An 18,847-nucleotide genomic window follows, 5' to 3' on the forward strand; every position below is an offset into this window, starting at 1 on the left:
AGGCTGGCCGATCGTTGTACCGCACTCGGTCGCCCGGCACTTCGTCGGTCAATGTCCGGAAAAACGCGCCCCGTTTGGGGTGGGTGTGGTACGGCGGAACCGGAGGACGCGCAACGTGGCGCAGTCCACAGCGGCCTGTCGCGGATCAGCCTGTCGCGACGGCCGAACGGCCACGACAATGCCACTCAATGGCTTTGTCGCCTTTTTGGGCGGGTCGTTCGTGCCGCTGGGCACGCACGCTCGTTCTTCACTGCGGGGGCGGTCGGTGCGCCGTTCCCGGTGAGCTGGTCGTAGGAGCACTAACCGATGGGCGAGGGGTACGCATGACCGACACCGGCCAGGTCCCGGCCGAGGGACAGCCGGAGAGCGCAGGCATGGTGGAGCAGCCGGGCGCCTCCGCGGCGCACGGTTCGTACCCCTACCTCTCCGAGACCACCGTCGAGGACGAGGACCTGCTGCTGCCCGGCTCCCAGGGTGCCTGGGGCAACGAGGTGGCCCCGCCCGCGCCCGAGCCGGTCGTGGAGGCCGTGCATCAGCCGGAGGCGCACGAACTCTCCGGCCGCGACAGCGGCTCCGTCGACCTCAGCGCCGTCCGCACGCCGGCTCCGACGGCCCCCACGACGCCGATTCCACCGATCACCCCGCGCCGTCCGCTGCATCTCGGCCCGCCCATCCCCGACGCCTCCGCCAGCCCGGTCCGCTCCCTCGCCGACCGCGGCGCCGTCGGTGCCCCCGCCCGCCAGCCGGGCCCCGAGTACTTCGAAGCCCCGCAGCACCGCGAGGCGGCGGCCCCGCAGGCGGCGACGCCCTGGGGGGCGCACGCGCAGGCCGCGCACGCCCCAGCCCCCGCGCCGGTGAGCGTCGAGGTGTCGGCTGCCGAAACGGTTGTCCCGGCCGGTGAGCAGGGAGGCGTCGCCCAGGCGGTGGTGGCCCGGGTGGCCACCGAGGCCGGTGCCGCGACGGGCCCCGGCCCCGAGGAGACGGGTGCCGCCCAGAGCGCCGAGGCCGGTGTCCCGGTCCCGCGTGACGCCGGGAACGGCGCGGCGGGGCCGTCGGCCGGTGACGCCGGGGCGGGCGCCGAGGGCGGGCCTGTCCCGGGCGACGGCGAGGTACCGGGCGCTGCCGTGGGCGAGACCGACGAGGCCGTGGCGGTCGCACCCGCTGCGGAAGCCGAAGAGATCGCGGTGGCAGCGCCTGCTCCGGAGGCCGACGACGCCGCGACCGGTGGCGCCGACGCCGGCGCCGGTGAGATCGCCGCCCCCGGGAACGCCGTCGACACGGACACCCCGGGCGGCCCGCTGAGCGAGACCGACGCAAGTGCCGTGGAGATCACGGACGTTGCGGGCTCGGTCGCCGCTGCGGGCACGGAGGCCCCCGCGGCCGAGGCCGCGCAGACCGAGGCGGACCCGGCTGCGGTCGCCCCCGCCGCCGAGGTGCCCGCCCCCGAGGCCGTTCAGGCCGCCGAGGTGCCTGCCCCCGAGACCGGCGAGGTGCCCGAGGCCGCCGGCCCCGAGGCCCCGCAGCCTGCCGAGGGAGTCGCCCCCGAGGCCCCGCAGCTTGCCGAGGAAGCCGCCCCCGAGACCGTTCACGTGCCGGAGGCCATCGCCCCGGAAACCGTCCACGTGCCGGAGGCCACCGCCCCGGAGACGGCCCCCCAGCCCGCGCAGGCGGTCTCCCCTGAGACCGAGCAGGTCCCGGCCGCCGCCGCTGCCGAGACCGGCCAGAGCCCGGACGCACCCGCTCCCGATGGCACCCCGCAGCCCTCCGGGGCCCCCGCTCCCGAGGCCGCTGAGGGCACCCAGGTGCCCGATGCCGCCCAGGACGCCGCTCCCGCGGCAACCGCGATCGCCCATGGCGACCCGCAGGCCGTCGCCGTCCGGACGGCACCGGACGCGGCGCAGGCCGACGGGTCCGTGGACGCCGAGCAGGCCGCTCCGGCACCCCAGCCCGCGGACGCCGCTGCCGTACCGGCGGACGACGCCTCCGCCGTCGTAGCCCCCGAAGCGGTTGCGCACCCCGCGGACGCGGAGTCGGCCGTACCGCCGCAGGAGCCCGCCGTCCAGGTCGAGCAGCCCGTTGCGGACCCGCAGCAGGTGCCCGCAGCCATGGCCGACCCGAATCTCGCGCAGGCCGAGCCGCCCACGCCGGTCGCCGACGCCGTCCCGGACAGCGCCGAGTCCGTCCCGGCGGACGCGAGCGTCCCCGACGCGCAGGCCCCGCAGCCGGAGGCCGCCGTCACGGACGACCCCGCCGCACAGGCGTCGGACGCCGGGCGGACCGCGGAGGTCGACGCCGTACCGGCCGACGCCCCGCAGCCGCTCGCCGCGGCCGCCGTCGCGCCCGAAGCGGTCGACCCGCAGGCGCCGGACGCCGCATCCGCCGCGGCCGAGGCCCCCGAGCCGTACGTCGCCGAACCCGCCGGCCCGCAGTTGCGGTCCGCGCAGGCCGGCGAGGTCCCGGCCGGACCGCCGGTCGAGCACACGTCCGGTACGGGCGAGGCCGTCTCGGGCCTGCCGTCCGGGGTGCCACTGGAACCCGCGCCGGACCAGCCCCTGGGTCGGTTCGTCCCGGTGGAGGGCACGGTGCCGACCGCCCCGCACCTCGCGCCCACCCCGCCGCAGCCGATCGTGCTTCCCCCGGAGGACGCGACCGTCCCCGCCCCCCGTGCGGGCGACCCCGAACTCGTCCAGCACGCGGAGGACCTGGAGACCCGGGTGGCCGACCAGGAAGACACCGCAGAAGAGAGCACCACCGTGGCGGAAGAAGCACGCCGGTCCACCGGGCCGGCCGCGCCCGCATATGACGACGCCGAGCGCGAGGCCGTCCTCAAGGTCATGCGCGAGCGCCGCGACATCCGCAACGGCTTCCGCAGCGACCCGATCCCGCACGAGGTGCTGCTCCGCGTCCTGGAGGCGGCGCACACCGCGCCCTCCGTCGGCCACTCGCAGCCGTGGGACTTCGTCGTCATCCGGTCCGCCGACACCCGGCGCGCGATGCACGAACTGGCCCAGCGCCAGCGCGAGGCGTACGCCAGGTCCCTGCCCAAGGGCCGCGCCAAGCAGTTCAAGGAACTGAAGATCGAGGCGATCCTCGACACCCCGGTGAACATCGTCGTCACCGCCGACCCGACCCGCGGCGGCCGCCACACCCTCGGCCGGCACACCCAGCCGCAGATGGCGCCGTACTCCGCCGCGCTCGCGGTGGAGAACCTCTGGCTCGCCGCCCGCGCCGAGGGCCTCGGCGTCGGCTGGGTCAGCTTCTTCGACGAGCGCGAGATGGTCCGCGCCCTCGGCCTGCCCGAGCACCTGGAGGTCATCGCCTACCTGTGCGTCGGGTACGTCGACGAGTTCCCGGAGGAGCCCGAGCTGATGCAGGCGGGCTGGTCCAAGCGCCGCCCGCTGTCGTGGGTCGTGCACGAGGAGACGTACGGCCGTCGCGCCCTGCCCGGCGAGGAGCCGCACGACCTGCTAGCCGAGACCGTCGCCCAGATCCGCCCGCTGGACGCCAAGGCGCTCGGCGAGGCCTGGGAGCGGCAGAAGCGCATGACGAAGCCGGCCGGCGCGCTGGGCATGCTGGAGATCATCTCCGCGCAGCTGTCCGGTCTGTCCCGCCAGTGCCCGCCGCCGATCCCGGAGCCCGCGGCCGTCGCGATCTTCGCCGGCGACCACGGCGTGCACGCCCAGGGCGTCACGCCCTGGCCACAGGAGGTGACGGCCCAGATGGTCGCCAACTTCCTCGGCGGGGGAGCGGTGTGCAACGCCTTCGCCGGCCAGGTGGGCGCGGAGGTGTGCGTCGTCGACGTGGGCGTGGCGGCCGATCTGCCGGCCACCCCCGGTCTGCTGCCCCGCAAGGTCCGCGCGGGCACCTCGGACATGACGACCGGTCCCGCGATGACCCGTGAGGAGGCCAAGCAGGCCATCGAGGTCGGCATCGAGACGGCCCGTGACCTGGTCGCGGCCGGCAACAAGGCGCTGCTGACGGGCGAGATGGGCATCGCCAACACGACCGCGTCGGCGGCCCTGATCTCGGTCTTCACCGACACCGACCCGGCCGAGGTGACGGGCCGTGGCACCGGCATCAACGACGAGACCCTCGCCCGCAAGACCGAGGTCGTGCGCCGGGCGATCGAGCTCCACCAGCCCGACCCCGCCGACCCCGTCGGCGTCCTGGCGGCGATCGGCGGCTTCGAGCACGCAGCGCTGGTCGGCCTCCTGCTGGGCGGCGCCTCCCTGCGCACCCCGGTGATCCTGGACGGCGTGAGCGCGGGCGCCGCGGCCCTGGTCGCCCGGGCGATCGCCCCCGAGGTCCTCGCGGCCTGTATCGCCGGCCACCGCAGTGCCGAGCCCGGTCACGTGGCCGCGCTCAACAAGCTGGGTCTGCGCCCGCTGGTCGACCTCGACCTCCGCCTCGGTGAGGGCACCGGAGCGCTGCTGGCCCTGCCGCTGGTGCAGAGCACGGCGAGGGCGATGCACGAGGTGGCGACGTTCGACTCGGCGGGAGTGACCGAGAAGTAGCGGGAGCCGCACCACAGGTTCCGAGCCTCCTTCGCCGGTGGCTCCCGGGCGGTCCGCGGGTCCGTGGCCGGTCGTTTGCGCACCGTGGAGCGGACGGCACGGACCCACCGCCGCCCGGGCGACGGCGCCCAGCCACCGGACACCCGAACCGCCCCTTCCGCACGCACCGTAAAATCCGCACGTCAGGGCCTCGCACCGCGCACCAGAGGAGCCGCACCCTCATGGCCGAAAACCCCGCCTACCCGGTAGGCCTCCGCCTCACCGGCCGCAAGGTCGTCGTCCTCGGCGGCGGTCAGGTCGCCCAGCGCCGCCTTCCGGCCCTCATCGCAGCGGGCGCCGACATCCTCCTCGTGTCCCCCGAGGTGACTCCCTCCGTGGAGGCGATGGCGGACGCGGGTGAACTCACCTGGCTCCCCCGCCGCTACGAGGAAGGCGACCTCGCCGACTCCTGGTACGCGCTGATCGCCACCGGCGACACGGAGGCGAACACCCGGGCTTCCGCCGAGGCCGAGCGCCACCGCGTCTGGTGCGTCCGCTCCGACGACGCCGACGAGGCGACGGCCTGGACCCCCGCCACCGGTCACAGCGAAGGCGTCACCGTCGCCGTCCTGACGACCGAGGCGAGCGACCGCGACCCCCGTCACACCGCCGCCATCCGTGACGCGGTCGTGGAAGGACTGCGCGACGGCACTCTGGTCGCCCCGCACCACCGCACCCGCACCCCCGGAGTCGCCCTGGTCGGCGGCGGCCCCGGCGATCCGGATCTCATCACCGTCCGCGGCCGCCGCCTGCTCGCCGCGGCCGACGTGGTCATCACCGACCACCTGGGCCCCCGCGACCTCCTCGCGGAACTCTCCCCGCACGTCGAGGTGATCGACGCGGCGAAGCTGCCGTACGGCCGGTTCATGGCCCAGGAGGCCATCAACAACGCGCTGATCGAGTACGCCAAGCAGGGCAAGTCGGTCGTGCGCCTCAAGGGCGGCGACCCCTTCGTCTACGGGCGCGGGATGGAGGAGGTCCAGGCGCTGGCCGAGGCCGGCATCCCGTGCACGGTCGTCCCCGGCATCTCCAGCTCGATCTCGGTGCCCGGCGCCGCCGGCATCCCGGTCACCCACCGGGGCGTCGCCCATGAGTTCACGGTGGTCAGCGGCCACGTCGCCCCCGACGACGAGCGCTCCCTGGTCGACTGGCCGTCCCTCGCCAAGCTGACCGGCACCCTGGTGATCCTCATGGGCGTCGGCACCATCGGGAAGGTCGCCGAGACGCTCATCGCGCACGGCAAGTCCCCGGACGCGCCCGTCGCCCTGATCCAGGAGGGCACGACGGCGACCCAGCGTCGTGTCGACGCGACCCTGGCGACGGTCGGGGAGACCGTACGTGCCGAGGACGTGAAGCCCCCGGCGGTCATCGTCATCGGCGACGTCGTCAAGGTCGGCCCCGAAGCCGTCGCGCCCCGCGAGTAACCCCGGGTAACACAACCCGTACCGAGCCGTTGGCACCGCACCCAGGACAAGGCAGTATCACCCTGTGGCCGATCTCATCACCGTCGATGACCCCGCCGACCCGCGCCTGCGCGACTACACGGGCCTGACCGACGTCGACCTGCGCCGTAAGCGCGAGCCGGCCGAGGGCCTGTTCATCGCCGAGGGCGAGAAGGTCATCAGACGAGCCAAGGAAGCCGGCTACGAGATGCGGTCCATGCTGCTCTCGGCGAAGTGGGTCGACGTCATGCGCGACGTCATCGACGAGCTCCCGGCTCCGGTGTACGCGGTCAGCCCGGACCTCGCCGAGCAGGTCACCGGCTACCACGTGCACCGCGGTGCGCTCGCCTCCATGCAGCGCAAGCCGTTGCCGACCGCCACCGAACTCCTGCGCGGCGCCCGCCGCGTGGTGGTCATGGAGTCGGTCAACGACCACACCAACATAGGCGCCATCTTCCGCTCGGCGGCCGCCCTCGGCATGGACGCGGTCCTGCTCTCACCGGACTGTGCCGACCCGCTCTACCGACGCAGCGTCAAGGTCTCCATGGGCGCGGTCTTCTCCGTCCCCTACGCCCGCCTGGACACCTGGCCCAAGAGCCTTGAGTCGGTCCGCGAGGCCGGCTTCACCCTCCTCGCCCTGACCCCCGACGAGAAGGCCAAGACCCTGGACGAGGCCGCCCCGCACCGGATGGACCGGGTCGCGCTGATGCTCGGCGCCGAGGGGGACGGGCTGTCCACCCAGGCCCTGGTGGCCGCCGACGAATGGGTGCGCATCCCGATGTCCCACGGCGTCGACTCCCTCAACGTCGGCGCGGCGGCCGCGGTCGCCTTCTACGCCGTGGCGTCGGGCCGCCCGCGGGAGTGAGAGCTCGGTGACGGCGCGGCGTCAGGCGGTGGTCGCGGTGCTGCTGCGCGCGGACCGGATCCTCGCGATCCGCCGCGGCCCCGCCGTGCCCCGCCCCGGGTACTGGCAGCCGGTCAGCGGCAGGATCGAACCGGGGGAGACGCAGCGGGAGGCCGTCGTCCGGGAGGTCCGCGAAGAGGTGGGGCTCACCGTCGTACCCCTGGCGAAGGTCTGGGAGTCCGAGACCGACGACGGGTCGTTCCGCCTGCACTGGTGGACGGCACGGGCCGACGCCGGCGAGGTGGTCCCCGACCCGGGTGAGGTCGCCGAGGCCCGCTGGGTCACCCCGCGGGAGTTCCTGGCCCTGGACCCCGTCTTCGACGGCGACCGCGAGTTCTTCGAGCGCGTCCTGCCCGGCCTGTGAAGCCTCGCATTCCCCGGGGGAGGGCTACTCGGTGATCTCGAACGTCGAGTCGTACCGCTCGGACATCGAGTCCCCGTCGAGCGGCACATAGCCCGGGTCCACGTGCTCCTGCCGCTCCCGTACGCCGTTCCCGTCGTCGCCGAGCCCGCGCTGCGGGCCCTGGCAGCCCTGCGCCGCGGCGATGCCGAGCGCCACGAGCAGCGTGACCACGACGAACACGAACAGCCGCTGCCGCAGCAGCTGCGGGTTGGCGGGCCGGCGCCCGGTCCCGGTGTTCCGCGGCGCCGGACGACCGGTGCCGCTGCGCGGCGCGGGCCGGTTCCCGCTGCCGGACCGTGGCTGGTTCCGCGAGGCGGGAATCGGCCGCGCGCCGGACCGGGACGCCCCGGTACCGCTGTGCGGGGCACCGCCGCCGCGTGAGGTGGCCCCGTCGCGGGCGGGCCCGGGCACGCGCGGAGCGCCGCTGCCCCGCGACATCCCGGCGCCGCGCGGCGGGGGAGTGCCCTGAGCGCGTCGCTGGGCGCGCGGCTGCTGCGCGTAGGTGTCGGCGAGCCGCCCGGTGGGGCGGTCCGCCTCGGCGCTACGAGGCGCGGGCGGACGTACGTCCGACAGTCCCTGCGCCTCCCGGGCCGCGATCTCCTTGAGGCGAAGCGACAGCTGGAGCGTGCTGGGCCGCTCCTCGGGGTCCTTCGCCAGACAGGCCCGGACCAGCGGAGCCAGTGCGTCGGGTACGCCGTACAGCTGGGGCTCCTCGTGGACGACGCGGTACAGCATCACCTCCGAACTGCCGTGCCCGAAGGGTGAGTCGGCCATCGACGCGTACGCGAGCGTGGCGCCCAGGGAGAAGACGTCCGTGGCCGGGGTGACGGCGGCGCCGCGCACCTGCTCAGGGGCGAGGAAGCCGGGGGAGCCGACCGCCGTACCGACGTGGGTGAGGGTCGAGGCCCCCGTCGCCCAGGCGATGCCGAAGTCGATGATCCGTGGGCCCTTGGGGGACAGCAGGATGTTCGAGGGCTTCAGGTCGCGGTGGACGACCCCGGCCTCGTGCACGGCGACCAGGCCCTCGGACAGGGCCGCGCCGATGGCGGCGACCTCCGCCGCACCGAGCGGGCCCTCGTCCACGACCTTGTCGTGCAGGGAGGGGCCGGGTACGTACTGGGTGGCGAACCAGGGGCGGTCCGCTTCCAGGTCGGCGGCCACCAGCCGTGCCGTACAGCCGCCGCGAATCCGCCGTGCCGCCGAGACCTCACGCGCGAACCGCGAGCGGAACTCCTGGTCCTCCGCCAGGTCGGGCCGGATCACCTTCAGTGCGACCCGCTGCCCCTTCTTGTCGGAACCCAGGTAGACGACGCCCATTCCGCCCGCGCCGAGCCGTCTGTGAAGCCTGAAGGAGCCGACGACGCGCGGGTCCTCGCGCCTCAGGCGCATCATCGCCATGTTCATCCCCGCTGCCCGGTCCGTCTGACGAGCCACAGCTTACGTTTCCACGGGCCGCGGTGCGCAGAGGCCGCGCCCTCTCGACGCGATCGATTGTCAGTGGTGGGTGAGAGACTTGAAGAGTGGTCAGAGGGCGGGTGAGCAGGGCGACTTAACCTGTTCGGCGCCCCCAACCAGCCATCGCAGAAGGGGGATTGATCCTGTGAAGGGTGACCGCGTGGAGATAGTCGTGGACGCGGGGGACACGACGCGCACGTACGAGGTGGTGGCGAGCAGGGCGGGCCGCAGGGTGGAGACGGCGGTGCGCCGGGGTGTCGTCGAAGTGAGCGAAGTCACCCGAAGTGGGGCGGTGGTCCGTACCGCCCGCTTCATGGCGAACCGGGTGCTCGCCCTGGTCGAACAGCCGGTTCCGCGGGAGGACGGTCCGGAGAAGAGGTCGGAGGCGAAGTAGGGCAAAGCTGACCGTTCCGGGCGTCCCCTCGGGGAAGACCCCGAGACCCGGGACCTCGTCTCCACCCAGGGGAGTACTCCGCACGTCATGGCTCATCCTCGGGGAGGCCCGGCAATGGGTACGAGGGCATGACGTGCCGGAGGCGTCGCCCGCCTAGATTTGAGGTCAAGCGGCGGGTGCAGCACTCGTCCCCCGAGGTCAGACACCCGCCGCTGCCAACGACAACTGACACAGGTCGGGAGAGGGGCCATGGCCCAGACGGCACCGCGGACGCTGATCCGCACGCAGCAGCGCATCACGCTGCGCCCCCGTCGCCAGGGCCGCCGCCACCCCTTGGTGGCGACGATCATGGCCCTTCCCCTGGCGGTCCTGCTCCTCGTCGTCTTCGACGGCTGGGAGACAGTGGCCACACAGGCGTCGTCCGTGGGCGTGATGCTGGGGCGCTGAGCGGCGACCCCAGGCCCGGAAGAGCGGTCCGGGCGGGGACATCCACCCATGAAACCCCGTGGGGACGGGGGTGCGGCGGACGGCACAGATGCCGGCGCAGCTGGGGAGCTGCGCCGGCATTGCTCTTGCCCGCGAGCGATGGCTCCGCGGGACACGTGGCCCCGTGCACCCGCGGGTCGGCTCACCGGCCCTCCCGCGTACCCTCGCGCCAGAGCATCCGCACCCAAGGGATCCCAGTGACCGCGAACCCCCTGCTGCCCGCCCTCACCGCACGAGCCGAAGCAGCGGCACACTCCCGTACCTCCGCCTGTCCCTGCGGAGCCACCGTCACCCTCGCCGACCGCCCCGACGCGACCGTCGTCCGCCATGCCGACACCGTCGCCAAGGCCCACGCCCCCGACAGCACCCCCGCCGATCTCACACCCCGCCTCACCGCCGCCGCTCACCTTCCCGGCCTTCTCCTCCCCCCGCTCACCCCCACCCCCGTCGACCTGCACGGCAGGCTGGTGACCTGCTGGCCGTACGGCGCCCCGGTGGACCCGGCCGATCCCGACTCGGCCCCCTGGGAAGCCGCCGCCGGCCTTCTCGCCCGCCTGCATCGAACGCCCGCCCCGGCCCCCCTTCCTCCCATGCGCGGCCCCGTCAAGGCCGCGCTCGCGGTGTCCCGTCTGCGCACGGCCACCGCGGCGGCCGCGCCCGGCACCGCCCTCACCGCCGAGGCCACCGCCGTTCTCCGCGCCTGGGACACCCTCCCCGCCTGGGCGCGCGCCGAGGCGCCCCAGCCCGACACCAGCACCCTCTGCCACGGCGACCTCCACCTCGGGCAACTCGTCCGCCACCCGGCCCCGGACGGCCCCTGGCTCCTCATCGACGTCGACGACCTCGGTGTGGGCGTGCCCACCTGGGACCTCGGGCGGCCCGCGGCCTGGTACGCCGTCGGGCTGCTCCCGCCGGACGAATGGGACCGCTTCCTCACCGCGTACCGCGACGCCGGCGGCCCTGCCGTCCCACACGACGCCGACCCCTGGCCCGCCCTGGACGTTCCGGCCCGCGCCCTCACCGTGCAGACCGCCGCTCGGGCGATCACCAAAGCCCTGGCCGAAGGCCGTCTCCTGGACGAGGTCGAGCAGTGCCTCGTCGACGCCTGTGACCGAATGACTTCCGTCCCCCTTGAGTTGACCCAGGGATACGCAAAGTAGGGTGCAACCGACCGCAGCCGGACAGAGTCTGTCCTGGCGATACGCGAAACAGGACCGACCGGCGAGGAGTTGACCCGACCATGCAGTGTCCGAAGTGCCGAGCCCCGATGCACACGTACAACCGCAACGGCGTCCAGATCGAGCAGTGCAGCGGCTGCCGCGGCATCTTTCTCGACTACGGGGAGCTGGAGGCGCTGACCCGCCTGGAGTCCCAGTGGTCGCAGCCGGCCCCGCCGCCTCCGGCCGCCCCCGCCCCGCAGGCCTACCCGGCGGCCCCGCAGGCCCCGGCCTGGGGTGCCCCGCACGGCGGCCACCACGGCGGTCACCACGGCCACCGCCGCCACAAGAGCTTCGGTCACATGCTGTTCTCCAGCTGAGCACCGAGCAACGAAGAAGCCCCCGGTCACGACCGGGGGCTTCTGGCTGTGGACGATACTGGGATTGAACCAGTGACCTCTTCCGTGTCAGGGAAGCGCTCTCCCGCTGAGCTAATCGTCCTCGGGACCGTGATCGACCATCGAACCGAAGATCACGGACTACTGCGTGCGCGATACTGGGATTGAACCAGTGACCTCTTCCGTGTCAGGGAAGCGCTCTCCCGCTGAGCTAATCGCGCGGGTCAGACCTTCGATGATCTGTCGAAGATCCAGTGGACGATACTGGGATTGAACCAGTGACCTCTTCCGTGTCAGGGAAGCGCTCTCCCGCTGAGCTAATCGTCCTTGGAGGTGGAGACGGGATTTGAACCCGTGTAGACGGCTTTGCAGGCCGTTGCCTCGCCTCTCGGCCACTCCACCAGGAGTGTAGGGGTTCGGGAAGATCCCCTTGTTCCTTCGAGCGGACGACGAGGCTCGAACTCGCGACCTCAACCTTGGCAAGGTTGCGCTCTACCAACTGAGCTACGTCCGCTTGTCGTTTCGTTCCGCTCTCGCGGCCCGGCGACGAGTTGAACTCTAGCGGATTCCGGGGCCAGTACAAAAACGCGTTTGTGCAGCGTGCTGCGCTGCACCCGCTCCGGGACCGGCCGACGGTCCCGGAACCGACATGGCCAGGTCACCCGGGGGACGCCCGCCATAGACTCGACTGCGTGCCCGACCTTGCTCCTCTCGCCCGCTTCGGCGACCGTGTCGCCACCGGTCTCCTCGACGTCACCAGCGATCCCGCCGCCCTGGACTCCAGCGGCTTCTGGGCGGTCTGTGCCGACTTCGAGGGCCGTCTGACCTGCGCGCGCTTCCGCGACGTACGAGAGGAACCGGTCCCGGCGCCGGTCCCCGGGCACTGGCGGGGCCCGGCCGACGGGGACTGGACGTCCTCGCTCGACCGCGCCGCGTACACGGAGGGCGTGCGGCGCATCCGCGCGTACATAGCGGCCGGCGAGGTCTACCAGGCGAACCTCTGCCGCGTACTGAGCGCGCCGATCGGTCCGCAGGCGGACGTGGACGCCCTGACCGCGCTGCTCGCGCGCGGCAATCCGGCGCCGTACGCCGGAACGATTCGGCTGCCGCGGCACGGTGTGGAGATCGCCACCGCGTCCCCCGAGCTCTTCCTGCGGCGGGGCGGGCGGACCGTCGAGTCCGGGCCGATCAAGGGCACCGGACGTACCGAGGCGGACCTGCTGGACAAGGACTACGCCGAGAACGTGATGATCGTGGACCTCGTGCGCAACGACATCGGCCGGGTGTGCGCCACCGGGACCGTCACCGTCCCCGACCTGTGCGCCGTGGAGAAGCACCCGGGGCTCGTCCACCTGGTGTCCACCGTCCGGGGTGAGCTGCGCCCCGGTGCCGGCTGGCCGCAGCTGCTCGACGCCGCCTTCCCGCCCGGCTCGGTGACCGGCGCGCCCAAGTCCAGCGCCCTGCGGATCATCGACGCGCTGGAGACGGCGCCCCGCGGGCCCTACTGCGGCGGCATCGGCTGGGTCGACGCCGACCGGGGCGTGGGCGAGCTGGCCGTGGGGATCCGTACCTTCTGGATCGACCGCGCCGAGGGGGTGCTGCGGTTCGGAACCGGCGCCGGGATCACCTGGGGGTCGGACCCCGAGGGGGAGTGGCGGGAGACCGAGCTGAAGGCCGCCCGGCTGCTCGCGGTAGCGTCGGGAGCGTACGAGGTGAGTGGAGAGGGACTGCAATCGTGAGGATCTGGCTCGACGGCGGACTGCAGGACATCGAGTCCGCCCGTGTCTCCGTCTTCGACCACGGGCTGACCGTGGGCGACGGCATCTTCGAGACGCTGAAGGTGGTGGACGGCCGTCCGTTCGCGCTGACCCGGCACCTGGACCGGCTGACCCGCTCGGCGAACGGGCTCGGTCTGCCCGAGCCCGACCACGACGAGGTGCGCCGCGCCTGCGCCGCCGTCATCGACGCCAACCCGATGCCGCTGGGCCGGCTGCGCATCACCTACACCGGCGGCCACGGCCCCCTCGGCTCCGACCGCGGCGAGCACGGCCCGACCCTCGTCGTCGCCCTCGGCGAGACGACCCGGCACGCCGCCTCCACGGCTGTGATCACCGTTCCCTGGACCCGTAACGAGCGTGGCGCCCTCACCGGCCTGAAGACCACCTCGTACGCCGAGAACGTCGTCGCACTCGCTCGCGCCCACCAACACGGCGCCAGCGAGGCCCTGTTCGGCAACACGGTGGGGCAACTCTGCGAGGGCACGGGGTCGAACGTCTTCGTCGTCCTGGACGGCGAGATCCACACCCCGCCGCTCGCCTCGGGCTGTCTCGCGGGCATCACCCGCCAGTTGACGATCGAGTGGACCGGCGCCAGGGAGACCGACCTGCCGCTGGACGTCCTCCAGCGGGCCGACGAGATCTTCCTCACCTCCACCCTGCGCGACGTCCAGGCCGTGCACCGCGTCGACGCTCGCGAACTGCCGGGCGCCCCGGGCCCGGTGACCGCCAAGGCGATGCGCGTCTTCGACGAGCGGTCCGGCGACGACCTGGACCCGTAAGCGTCGGGAAAAGGGGCTGCCGTGGTCCGCAACGGTGGGTAGAACACCCCTGATGACCACGACCCTGCGGCCGACCGAGCCGCTTCAGCGCAATGCGGACGGGACGCGCTCGCGCCGCTACCAGGTGTGTGTGAACGGCCGTCCCGTGGGCGGCCTCCACCTCGGCACGCACCCTGTCTTCGGGGACGCGGTGGCCCGGGTGACGCGGCTGTGCATCGAGGTGCCGGACCGACGGCGCGGCCGGGGCACCGTGGCGGCCCTCGCGGCGGAGGAGGTGGCGCGCGGCTGGGGCTGCAAGCGCATCGAGGTGGCGGTCCCCGCGGACGCCGCCGCGGCACTCCGGCTCGCGACGGCGCTGGGCTATGTCGTGCGCAACCGCGGCATGGAGAAGGCGCTCGGCGACACTGCGCCCCGACTGCCGGCGGGCAGCCGGGCGCGCCCCATGACGGACGCCGAGTACGGGCCGTGGCTCGCCAGGGGGCGCGAGAACTACATCCGGGACTGGGTGCGGCGCGGGGTCCCGCAGGACGAGGCCCGGGCCAGGTCCGAGCGCGACCACGCCGCGCTGCTGCCGGACGGCCCGCGCACGCCGGACGTGTACCTCAGCGTCCTCGAACACGAGGGGACACGGGTCGGCACGCTGTGGTTGGCCTCGGTCGAGGGCCGCGCCTACGTCTTCGACGTCGAGACCGAGGCGCCCCACCGCGGCAGGGGCCACGGCCGCACGCTGATGCTGCTGGCCGAGGCCCAGGCGATCGCCGCCGGGCAGCGGATCCTCGGTCTGAACGTCTTCGCGGACAACACCCCGGCCGAGCGGCTCTACGCGTCGCTCGGTTACGAGACGAAGCAGTACAGCCTCTACAAGACGCTGCTGTAGCGGAAGGCGGTCGGCGCCGGGGCCGGAGGGGTTCGGTCAGGCCGTCTGTTCGGCGAGCAGCCGGTCGGCGATCTCCTCGATGCGCCGGCGCAGCCCCTCCTGGCTCTTGCCGCCGTCGAGGCGCTCGCCGTCGATCACGTACGTCGGGGTGCCGGTCACGCCGATGGCCTTGCCCTCGGCCTGGTCGGCGTCGACGATCAGGGTGTGCCGGCCGTCGATCAGGGCCGTGTCGAACTCCTCGGCGTCCAGGCCGAGCCGGCGCGCCACCTCGACCAGGAACGACTCTCCCTTGCGGTCCAGTTCCTCGACCTGGTCCAGCACGGCCTCGACGTAGGGCCACCCCTGCCCCTGCTCCAGGGCCTCCTCGGCGGCCTGGGCGGCGGCGAAGGCATGCTTGTGCTTCTCCAGCGGGAAGTGCCGCAGCCGCAGCTCCAGCCGGTCGCCGTAGCGGGCGCGCAGGGCACGCAGATCGTCCAGGGCGCTGCGGCAGTCCGGGCACTGCAGCTCGCACCAGACCTCCAGTACGGCGGCGGGACGGTAGGGCAAGGAGTCGCTCATGGCGCCAGTCTCCCAGCACCGGCGCGGACGGCCCAACCCGGCCTCGTGCTCCGCCGCGGGCGGACCGGCGTCCGTACCCGAGGCTGGGCACGGCCCGAACCGCGGGATGTGAGGCGCCGGGACTCACCGGCGGGGACCGCTGTCGACGAGAGGCCCTCCGAGGGCGGATCCGGCGCGGACGAGGGCCGGCACCGCCGCGGGGACACGGGCGGGCTGAGGCCGAAGCGGGAGCCCGCGCTGGGACGCCCCCCTTGGCCGTGCCTCTGCGCAGGGAGGCACGGTCCGATCGCGCAGGCGCCCCGGGCCGGGCCGTGCCGGCAGGCCCGTCGTACCGGCACCTGCGGAGGAGGCGACCCGGAGATGTCCCTGATGTCGGGGCCAGGCATGGCCGGGCGGGGTGGCCGCGGTGCAGGATGGAAGGGACGAAGTGCCGTGACCTCGACCCTGCCTGCCCTGGAGGCCCGGATGATTGCCGAGACAGTCTGTTCCGCCGTCGCCGCGGCCGGCCTGGGCATCGCGGCGGTCACGGCCTACCGCAAGAGGTTCCTCGCGGCCACGCGTCTGGTTGCGTACTCCCTGGTGCCGCTCGGCCTGGTGATGACCGGGGTCGTCGACTGGCTGGCCGACACCGCGTTCAGCCCGACGGCATGGGCGGGCTTCGGAGTCCTCGGCGCGTCCTGGCTGCTGTTCGCCGGCACCCGGGCGGTGGAGCGCCGTCGCGGCGGCACCGGCAAGGAGCGCGGGGAAGCGCGCGCGGCCCGTCAGCGCGAGGCGGTGGCCCCGTCGGCCTCGGCGCCCTCCCTGGGCCCCGGCTCGGGGCAGGCGAAGCGCCCGGGGACCGCCCCCCGAGCCGACGCCGGGGACGACTTCAGCGACATCGAGGCCATCCTCAAGAAGCACGGCATATGAGCCTTGGCTGAACCCCCTCGGCAGAGGGGAAACGACACAGTGGGTCGCTGCGCGTCCGTAAGCGATCACGACTCGGACCGGAGATCGCGGAAATCAGCGAAGACCCGCTCATCGCGGGTGTGGTGATCGCGCGGTGAGGGGCAACTGCGTCATCATCGCCGCGAGATGCTGGACACGACTCAAAGCGAGGCCGCGCCCCCTCAGGACGAGCCTCGCGGGTGCCTCTTCGCCCTTTCCCAGCCACCGCTGATGATCTTCCTTGCGGTGATCGGGTGTCTGCTGCTCATGGCTGCGCTGCACGATCTGCTGCTGCTCTGAGCCGTACTCGCGGTCCCCGGCGCCACCCGCCGGGGTCCGCGTCGACACACTGGCCGTGCCCGCAGTCCAGGGCCCCTGCCGCTCAGCCGGCCGCCTCCTTGCGGCGCGCCCGGTAGGCGGCCACATGCAGGCGGTTTCCGCAGGTACGGCTGTCGCAGTACCGCCGTGAGCGGTTGCGGGAGAGATCCACGAAGGCATGGCGGCAGTCCGGAGCCTCACAGCGCCGCAGTCGCTCCTGCTCCCCGGCCACCACGAAGAACGCCAGTGCCATCCCGCAGTCGGCCGCCAGGTGGTCGGCGACGGAGGCACCGGGCGCGAAGTAGTGCACGTGCCAGTCGTACCCGTCGTGGTCCGTGAGGCGGGGGGTGGTGCCCGCGGCGGCGACCAGCTCGTTGATCAACCCGGCCGCGGCACGCGCGTCCGCCGCCTCGAAGATCGAGGCGAACCGGCCGCGCACCTTGCGCACCGCCGAGAGATCGAGCTCCGAGAGCACCCCGACATCGCTGATTTCGTGCTTTCGTACGAATTCGGCCAGGGCCGTGACGTCCGGCAGGCCGTCCGGGGCGGTGTCGTCCTCCGGGGCGGTGTTCACCAGGTCCACCACGGCATCGAGCGCACACCGGGTGTCATGGGTGATCAGCACGTTTCGCTCCCTGGCCTGAGGGTCGGGCGGGCGCCCGCCGATGGTGGCCGATGGTAACGGCATCTGCCCGGGCTGTACCGGCCCAGGCCCTACTGGTGACGTCGATTACAACGCCGGGGGAGCGCCGACGGTTCCCGCGGGGCCCCTGGCCCGACGGATGGGCGTGCACGCGCAGCAGCGCCGTCTCCGCGGAACGGAGACGGCGCTGCTGCATGCCGCTGTACGGCTGTCTTGGCCCGAGCCGTCTCCCCGAGTCGACGGCACCGGGCGGCTTGTGCGGCCTCGCCCTAGCTCTCCGCCAGGATGTGCGAGAGCTCCTGATCGAGATCGAAGTGCCGGTGCTCCGTGCCGGGAGGCACGGCGGCGTCTGTTCGCTTCAGGAAGGACTCCAGGGCGCGCGCAGGTGCCTCAAGCAGGGCCTCGCCCTCCGGGGAGCTCAGGGCGATGCACACGACGCCCTGGCCATGGCTGCGCGACGGCCAGACGCGGACGTCGCCGGTTCCGGTGGGCCGGTGCAGGCCCTCCGCGAGGAGGTCGCGGGCGAACACCCACTCGACGGTCTCCTCGGCTCCGGTGTGGAAGGTGGCGTGCACGGCGTAGGGGTCGGCCGTGTCGTACCGCAGGCCTGCGGGGACAGGCAGGGAGGACTCGCTCGACACAACGAGGCGCAGGTGCAGCTCGCAGCTGACCGTGGTGTTCATAAGCGCCAGGGCCTTTCGCTCAGTGTGCGCTCGGGGATTCGCACGTCGGCGAAATCGACATGCCACCTACGGTGCCGTTGTAAACCCCTCTGAGTGTTTTGCGTGTGTTTACGTAACTCTTCCGGCCGAGAACCCGTTTGCGAGGTACGGCCATTCCGGTGACTGGTTTCGGTCCGGTAGGGTTTGGCCGTATGAATACGGGGAGTGACGAGCCGGGCGAGGTTGCCGTGGCGGCGGACGAGGCTGAAGTGGACGGTGTGAAGGGCGACAGCGAACAGGGCCTCGGCTCCAGAGCGCCGGAGTTCATCAAGGCGCGCCGGGTGCTGCACCTGAGCTGGCAGGTGGGCGTCTTCGTCATCGGCTTGGCGATCGTGGTCGCCGGCATCATCATGCTGCCGCTGCCCGGTCCCGGCTGGGTCGTGATCTTCGGCGGCATGGCGGTCTGGGCGACCGAGTTCGTCTGGGCCCAGCTCGTCCTGCGCTGGACCAAGCGCAAGGTGACCGAGGCTGCGCAGCGCGCCCTCGACCCGAAGGTGCGCCGCCGCAACATCATCCTGACGTCGATCGGTCTCGTGATCGTGGGCGTGCTCGTCGGGATCTACCTGTGGAAGTTCGGCATCGTGATGCCCTGGAAGATCGAGAACCAGTGATCCGCGACGGGGTGCGGGCCTCGGTCGCTGCGGCTTCGCGCTGGTCACCCGCACCCCCTGACATGGGGTAATGTTCTCCCTGCGCCCGGGCGATTAGCTCAGTGGGAGAGCGCTTCGTTCACACCGAAGAGGTCACTGGTTCGAACCCAGTATCGCCCACCCGGATACGGCGGCCCGTCTGCGACAGAGCGGACGGGCCGCCGTCGTATGTGCGCTCCCCGTGTGCGAGGGCCCTGCGGTGGCGTTGCCCGGACGGGCCGGTTCTGGCCGACCGACAGCCGTGTGCGCAGGTCCGGTTGACGTTCGGTTCCTCGGTCGCGCCCGTCCTGCCTGCGGAGTTGGGTGGCCCGAGTCCCGGGGCGCCTGTCGACGGCCCGTCAAGTCGCCGTCCCGGCCCGCGAGAAATTCCTGTCCGAATCATTGACGCACCACTGGCCCCCTC

At 73.0% G+C, this 18,847-nt stretch carries 18 protein-coding genes and 6 tRNA genes; 15 read left to right on the forward strand and 9 right to left on the reverse strand.

Features of this window, described 5'->3' with window-relative positions:
* Positions 1-323: 323 nt before the first annotated feature.
* From cobT to ACFYNL_RS24535, 4 genes are all read left to right on the forward strand, one after another.
* On the forward strand, positions 324-4,514 hold the full coding sequence (cobT, locus tag ACFYNL_RS24520; RefSeq protein ID WP_388806993.1) for a nicotinate-nucleotide--dimethylbenzimidazole phosphoribosyltransferase: 4,191 nt from the start codon (positions 324-326) through the stop codon (positions 4,512-4,514).
* A 221-nt stretch (positions 4,515-4,735) separates the two neighbouring features.
* Complete coding sequence (cobA, locus tag ACFYNL_RS24525; protein ID WP_388806995.1) at positions 4,736-5,977, forward strand: uroporphyrinogen-III C-methyltransferase; 1,242 nt, start codon at positions 4,736-4,738, stop codon at positions 5,975-5,977.
* 64 nt (positions 5,978-6,041) lie between these two features.
* Complete coding sequence (locus tag ACFYNL_RS24530; RefSeq protein WP_388806997.1) at positions 6,042-6,860, forward strand: TrmH family RNA methyltransferase; 819 nt, start codon at positions 6,042-6,044, stop codon at positions 6,858-6,860.
* 7 nt (positions 6,861-6,867) lie between these two features.
* Complete coding sequence (locus ACFYNL_RS24535; protein WP_388806999.1) at positions 6,868-7,263, forward strand: NUDIX domain-containing protein; 396 nt, start codon at positions 6,868-6,870, stop codon at positions 7,261-7,263.
* A gap of 24 nt (positions 7,264-7,287) precedes the next feature.
* On the opposite strand, the gene ACFYNL_RS24540 is transcribed toward ACFYNL_RS24535, so the two are convergent.
* Positions 7,288-8,706: a protein kinase gene (locus ACFYNL_RS24540; RefSeq protein ID WP_388807295.1), complete on the reverse strand. Its 1,419-nt coding sequence runs from the start codon at positions 8,704-8,706 to the stop codon at positions 7,288-7,290.
* Between the two features lie 196 nt (positions 8,707-8,902).
* Between ACFYNL_RS24540 and ACFYNL_RS24545 the strand changes: the two genes are divergently transcribed.
* From ACFYNL_RS24545 to ACFYNL_RS24560, 4 genes are all read left to right on the forward strand, one after another.
* Entirely contained in the window at positions 8,903-9,151 is a 249-nt protein-coding gene (locus tag ACFYNL_RS24545; protein ID WP_388807001.1) for a hypothetical protein, read from the forward strand.
* 249 nt (positions 9,152-9,400) lie between these two features.
* Positions 9,401-9,598: a hypothetical protein gene (locus tag ACFYNL_RS24550; RefSeq protein ID WP_388807003.1), complete on the forward strand. Its 198-nt coding sequence runs from the start codon at positions 9,401-9,403 to the stop codon at positions 9,596-9,598.
* Between the two features lie 236 nt (positions 9,599-9,834).
* On the forward strand, positions 9,835-10,797 hold the full coding sequence (locus ACFYNL_RS24555; RefSeq protein ID WP_388807005.1) for a phosphotransferase family protein: 963 nt from the start codon (positions 9,835-9,837) through the stop codon (positions 10,795-10,797).
* Positions 10,798-10,877: 80 nt separating this feature from the next.
* Positions 10,878-11,174: a zf-TFIIB domain-containing protein gene (locus tag ACFYNL_RS24560; protein WP_388807007.1), complete on the forward strand. Its 297-nt coding sequence runs from the start codon at positions 10,878-10,880 to the stop codon at positions 11,172-11,174.
* Between the two features lie 49 nt (positions 11,175-11,223).
* Here ACFYNL_RS24560 and ACFYNL_RS24565 read toward each other — a convergent pair.
* The 5 genes from ACFYNL_RS24565 to ACFYNL_RS24585 all read right to left on the reverse strand — a co-directional run bounded on the left by ACFYNL_RS24565 (position 11,224) and on the right by ACFYNL_RS24585 (position 11,706).
* Positions 11,224-11,295: transfer RNA gene (locus ACFYNL_RS24565), tRNA-Val, on the reverse strand.
* 46 nt (positions 11,296-11,341) lie between these two features.
* Positions 11,342-11,413, reverse strand: a tRNA-Val gene (locus ACFYNL_RS24570).
* A gap of 34 nt (positions 11,414-11,447) precedes the next feature.
* A tRNA-Val gene (locus ACFYNL_RS24575) sits at positions 11,448-11,519 on the reverse strand.
* 1 nt (position 11,520) lies between these two features.
* Positions 11,521-11,594, reverse strand: a tRNA-Cys gene (locus tag ACFYNL_RS24580).
* 39 nt (positions 11,595-11,633) lie between these two features.
* A tRNA-Gly gene (locus ACFYNL_RS24585) sits at positions 11,634-11,706 on the reverse strand.
* Between the two features lie 178 nt (positions 11,707-11,884).
* Here ACFYNL_RS24585 and ACFYNL_RS24590 point away from each other — a divergent pair.
* Genes ACFYNL_RS24590 through ACFYNL_RS24600 form a run of 3 tightly spaced genes read left to right on the forward strand, consistent with a single transcriptional unit; the run spans position 11,885 to position 14,626 of the window.
* Complete coding sequence (locus ACFYNL_RS24590) at positions 11,885-12,931, forward strand: chorismate-binding protein (RefSeq protein ID WP_388807009.1); 1,047 nt, start codon at positions 11,885-11,887, stop codon at positions 12,929-12,931.
* Entirely contained in the window at positions 12,928-13,749 is an 822-nt protein-coding gene (locus tag ACFYNL_RS24595; protein WP_388807011.1) for an aminotransferase class IV, read from the forward strand. The genes ACFYNL_RS24590 and ACFYNL_RS24595 overlap by 4 nt, the downstream gene beginning before the upstream one ends.
* 52 nt (positions 13,750-13,801) lie before the next feature.
* Positions 13,802-14,626 (forward strand): GNAT family N-acetyltransferase, encoded by an 825-nt coding sequence (locus ACFYNL_RS24600; protein ID WP_388807014.1) that lies wholly within the window; start codon positions 13,802-13,804, stop codon positions 14,624-14,626.
* A 36-nt stretch (positions 14,627-14,662) separates the two neighbouring features.
* On the opposite strand, the gene ACFYNL_RS24605 is transcribed toward ACFYNL_RS24600, so the two are convergent.
* Entirely contained in the window at positions 14,663-15,184 is a 522-nt protein-coding gene (locus ACFYNL_RS24605; protein WP_388807017.1) for a DsbA family protein, read from the reverse strand.
* A 465-nt stretch (positions 15,185-15,649) separates the two neighbouring features.
* Here ACFYNL_RS24605 and ACFYNL_RS24610 point away from each other — a divergent pair, with 465 nt between their 5' ends.
* Positions 15,650-16,093 (forward strand): hypothetical protein, encoded by a 444-nt coding sequence (locus ACFYNL_RS24610; protein WP_388807019.1) that lies wholly within the window; start codon positions 15,650-15,652, stop codon positions 16,091-16,093.
* Positions 16,094-16,258: 165 nt separating this feature from the next.
* Positions 16,259-16,411 (forward strand): hypothetical protein, encoded by a 153-nt coding sequence (locus ACFYNL_RS24615; RefSeq protein WP_004002639.1) that lies wholly within the window; start codon positions 16,259-16,261, stop codon positions 16,409-16,411.
* 82 nt (positions 16,412-16,493) lie between these two features.
* On the opposite strand, the gene ACFYNL_RS24620 is transcribed toward ACFYNL_RS24615, so the two are convergent.
* The gene (locus ACFYNL_RS24620; protein ID WP_388807021.1) at positions 16,494-17,054 is read right to left on the reverse strand and encodes a CGNR zinc finger domain-containing protein; all 561 of its coding nucleotides are present in this window, start codon (positions 17,052-17,054) and stop codon (positions 16,494-16,496) included.
* Between the two features lie 287 nt (positions 17,055-17,341).
* On the reverse strand, positions 17,342-17,755 hold the full coding sequence (locus ACFYNL_RS24625) for an SsgA family sporulation/cell division regulator (protein WP_004002642.1): 414 nt from the start codon (positions 17,753-17,755) through the stop codon (positions 17,342-17,344).
* Between the two features lie 191 nt (positions 17,756-17,946).
* Here ACFYNL_RS24625 and ACFYNL_RS24630 point away from each other — a divergent pair, with 191 nt between their 5' ends.
* Positions 17,947-18,405, forward strand: a complete 459-nt coding sequence (locus ACFYNL_RS24630) for a TIGR02611 family protein (protein WP_388807023.1) — start codon at positions 17,947-17,949, stop codon at positions 18,403-18,405.
* Positions 18,406-18,492: 87 nt separating this feature from the next.
* Positions 18,493-18,564: transfer RNA gene (locus tag ACFYNL_RS24635), tRNA-Val, on the forward strand.
* The last annotated feature ends 283 nt before the right edge of the window (positions 18,565-18,847 follow it).

Source organism: Streptomyces sp. NPDC007808 (assembly GCF_042868655.1).
Lineage (GTDB): Bacteria > Actinomycetota > Actinomycetes > Streptomycetales > Streptomycetaceae > Streptomyces.

Bases quoted from the DNA above. Each gene is read 5' to 3' on its own strand.
- ACFYNL_RS24560 (WP_388807007.1), top strand. From the start codon at position 10,878: ATGCAGTGTCCGAAGTGCCGAGCCCCGATGCACACGTACAACCGCAAC.
- ACFYNL_RS24540 (WP_388807295.1), bottom strand. From the start codon at position 8,706: ATGAACATGGCGATGATGCGCCTGAGGCGCGAGGACCCGCGCGTCGTC.
- ACFYNL_RS24605 (WP_388807017.1), bottom strand. From the start codon at position 15,184: ATGAGCGACTCCTTGCCCTACCGTCCCGCCGCCGTACTGGAGGTCTGG.
- ACFYNL_RS24610 (WP_388807019.1), top strand. From the start codon at position 15,650: ATGATTGCCGAGACAGTCTGTTCCGCCGTCGCCGCGGCCGGCCTGGGC.
- ACFYNL_RS24615 (WP_004002639.1), top strand. From the start codon at position 16,259: ATGCTGGACACGACTCAAAGCGAGGCCGCGCCCCCTCAGGACGAGCCT.
- cobT (WP_388806993.1), top strand. From the start codon at position 324: ATGACCGACACCGGCCAGGTCCCGGCCGAGGGACAGCCGGAGAGCGCA.
- ACFYNL_RS24630 (WP_388807023.1), top strand. From the start codon at position 17,947: ATGAATACGGGGAGTGACGAGCCGGGCGAGGTTGCCGTGGCGGCGGAC.
- ACFYNL_RS24550 (WP_388807003.1), top strand. From the start codon at position 9,401: ATGGCCCAGACGGCACCGCGGACGCTGATCCGCACGCAGCAGCGCATC.
- ACFYNL_RS24600 (WP_388807014.1), top strand. From the start codon at position 13,802: ATGACCACGACCCTGCGGCCGACCGAGCCGCTTCAGCGCAATGCGGAC.
- cobA (WP_388806995.1), top strand. From the start codon at position 4,736: ATGGCCGAAAACCCCGCCTACCCGGTAGGCCTCCGCCTCACCGGCCGC.
- ACFYNL_RS24625 (WP_004002642.1), bottom strand. From the start codon at position 17,755: ATGAACACCACGGTCAGCTGCGAGCTGCACCTGCGCCTCGTTGTGTCG.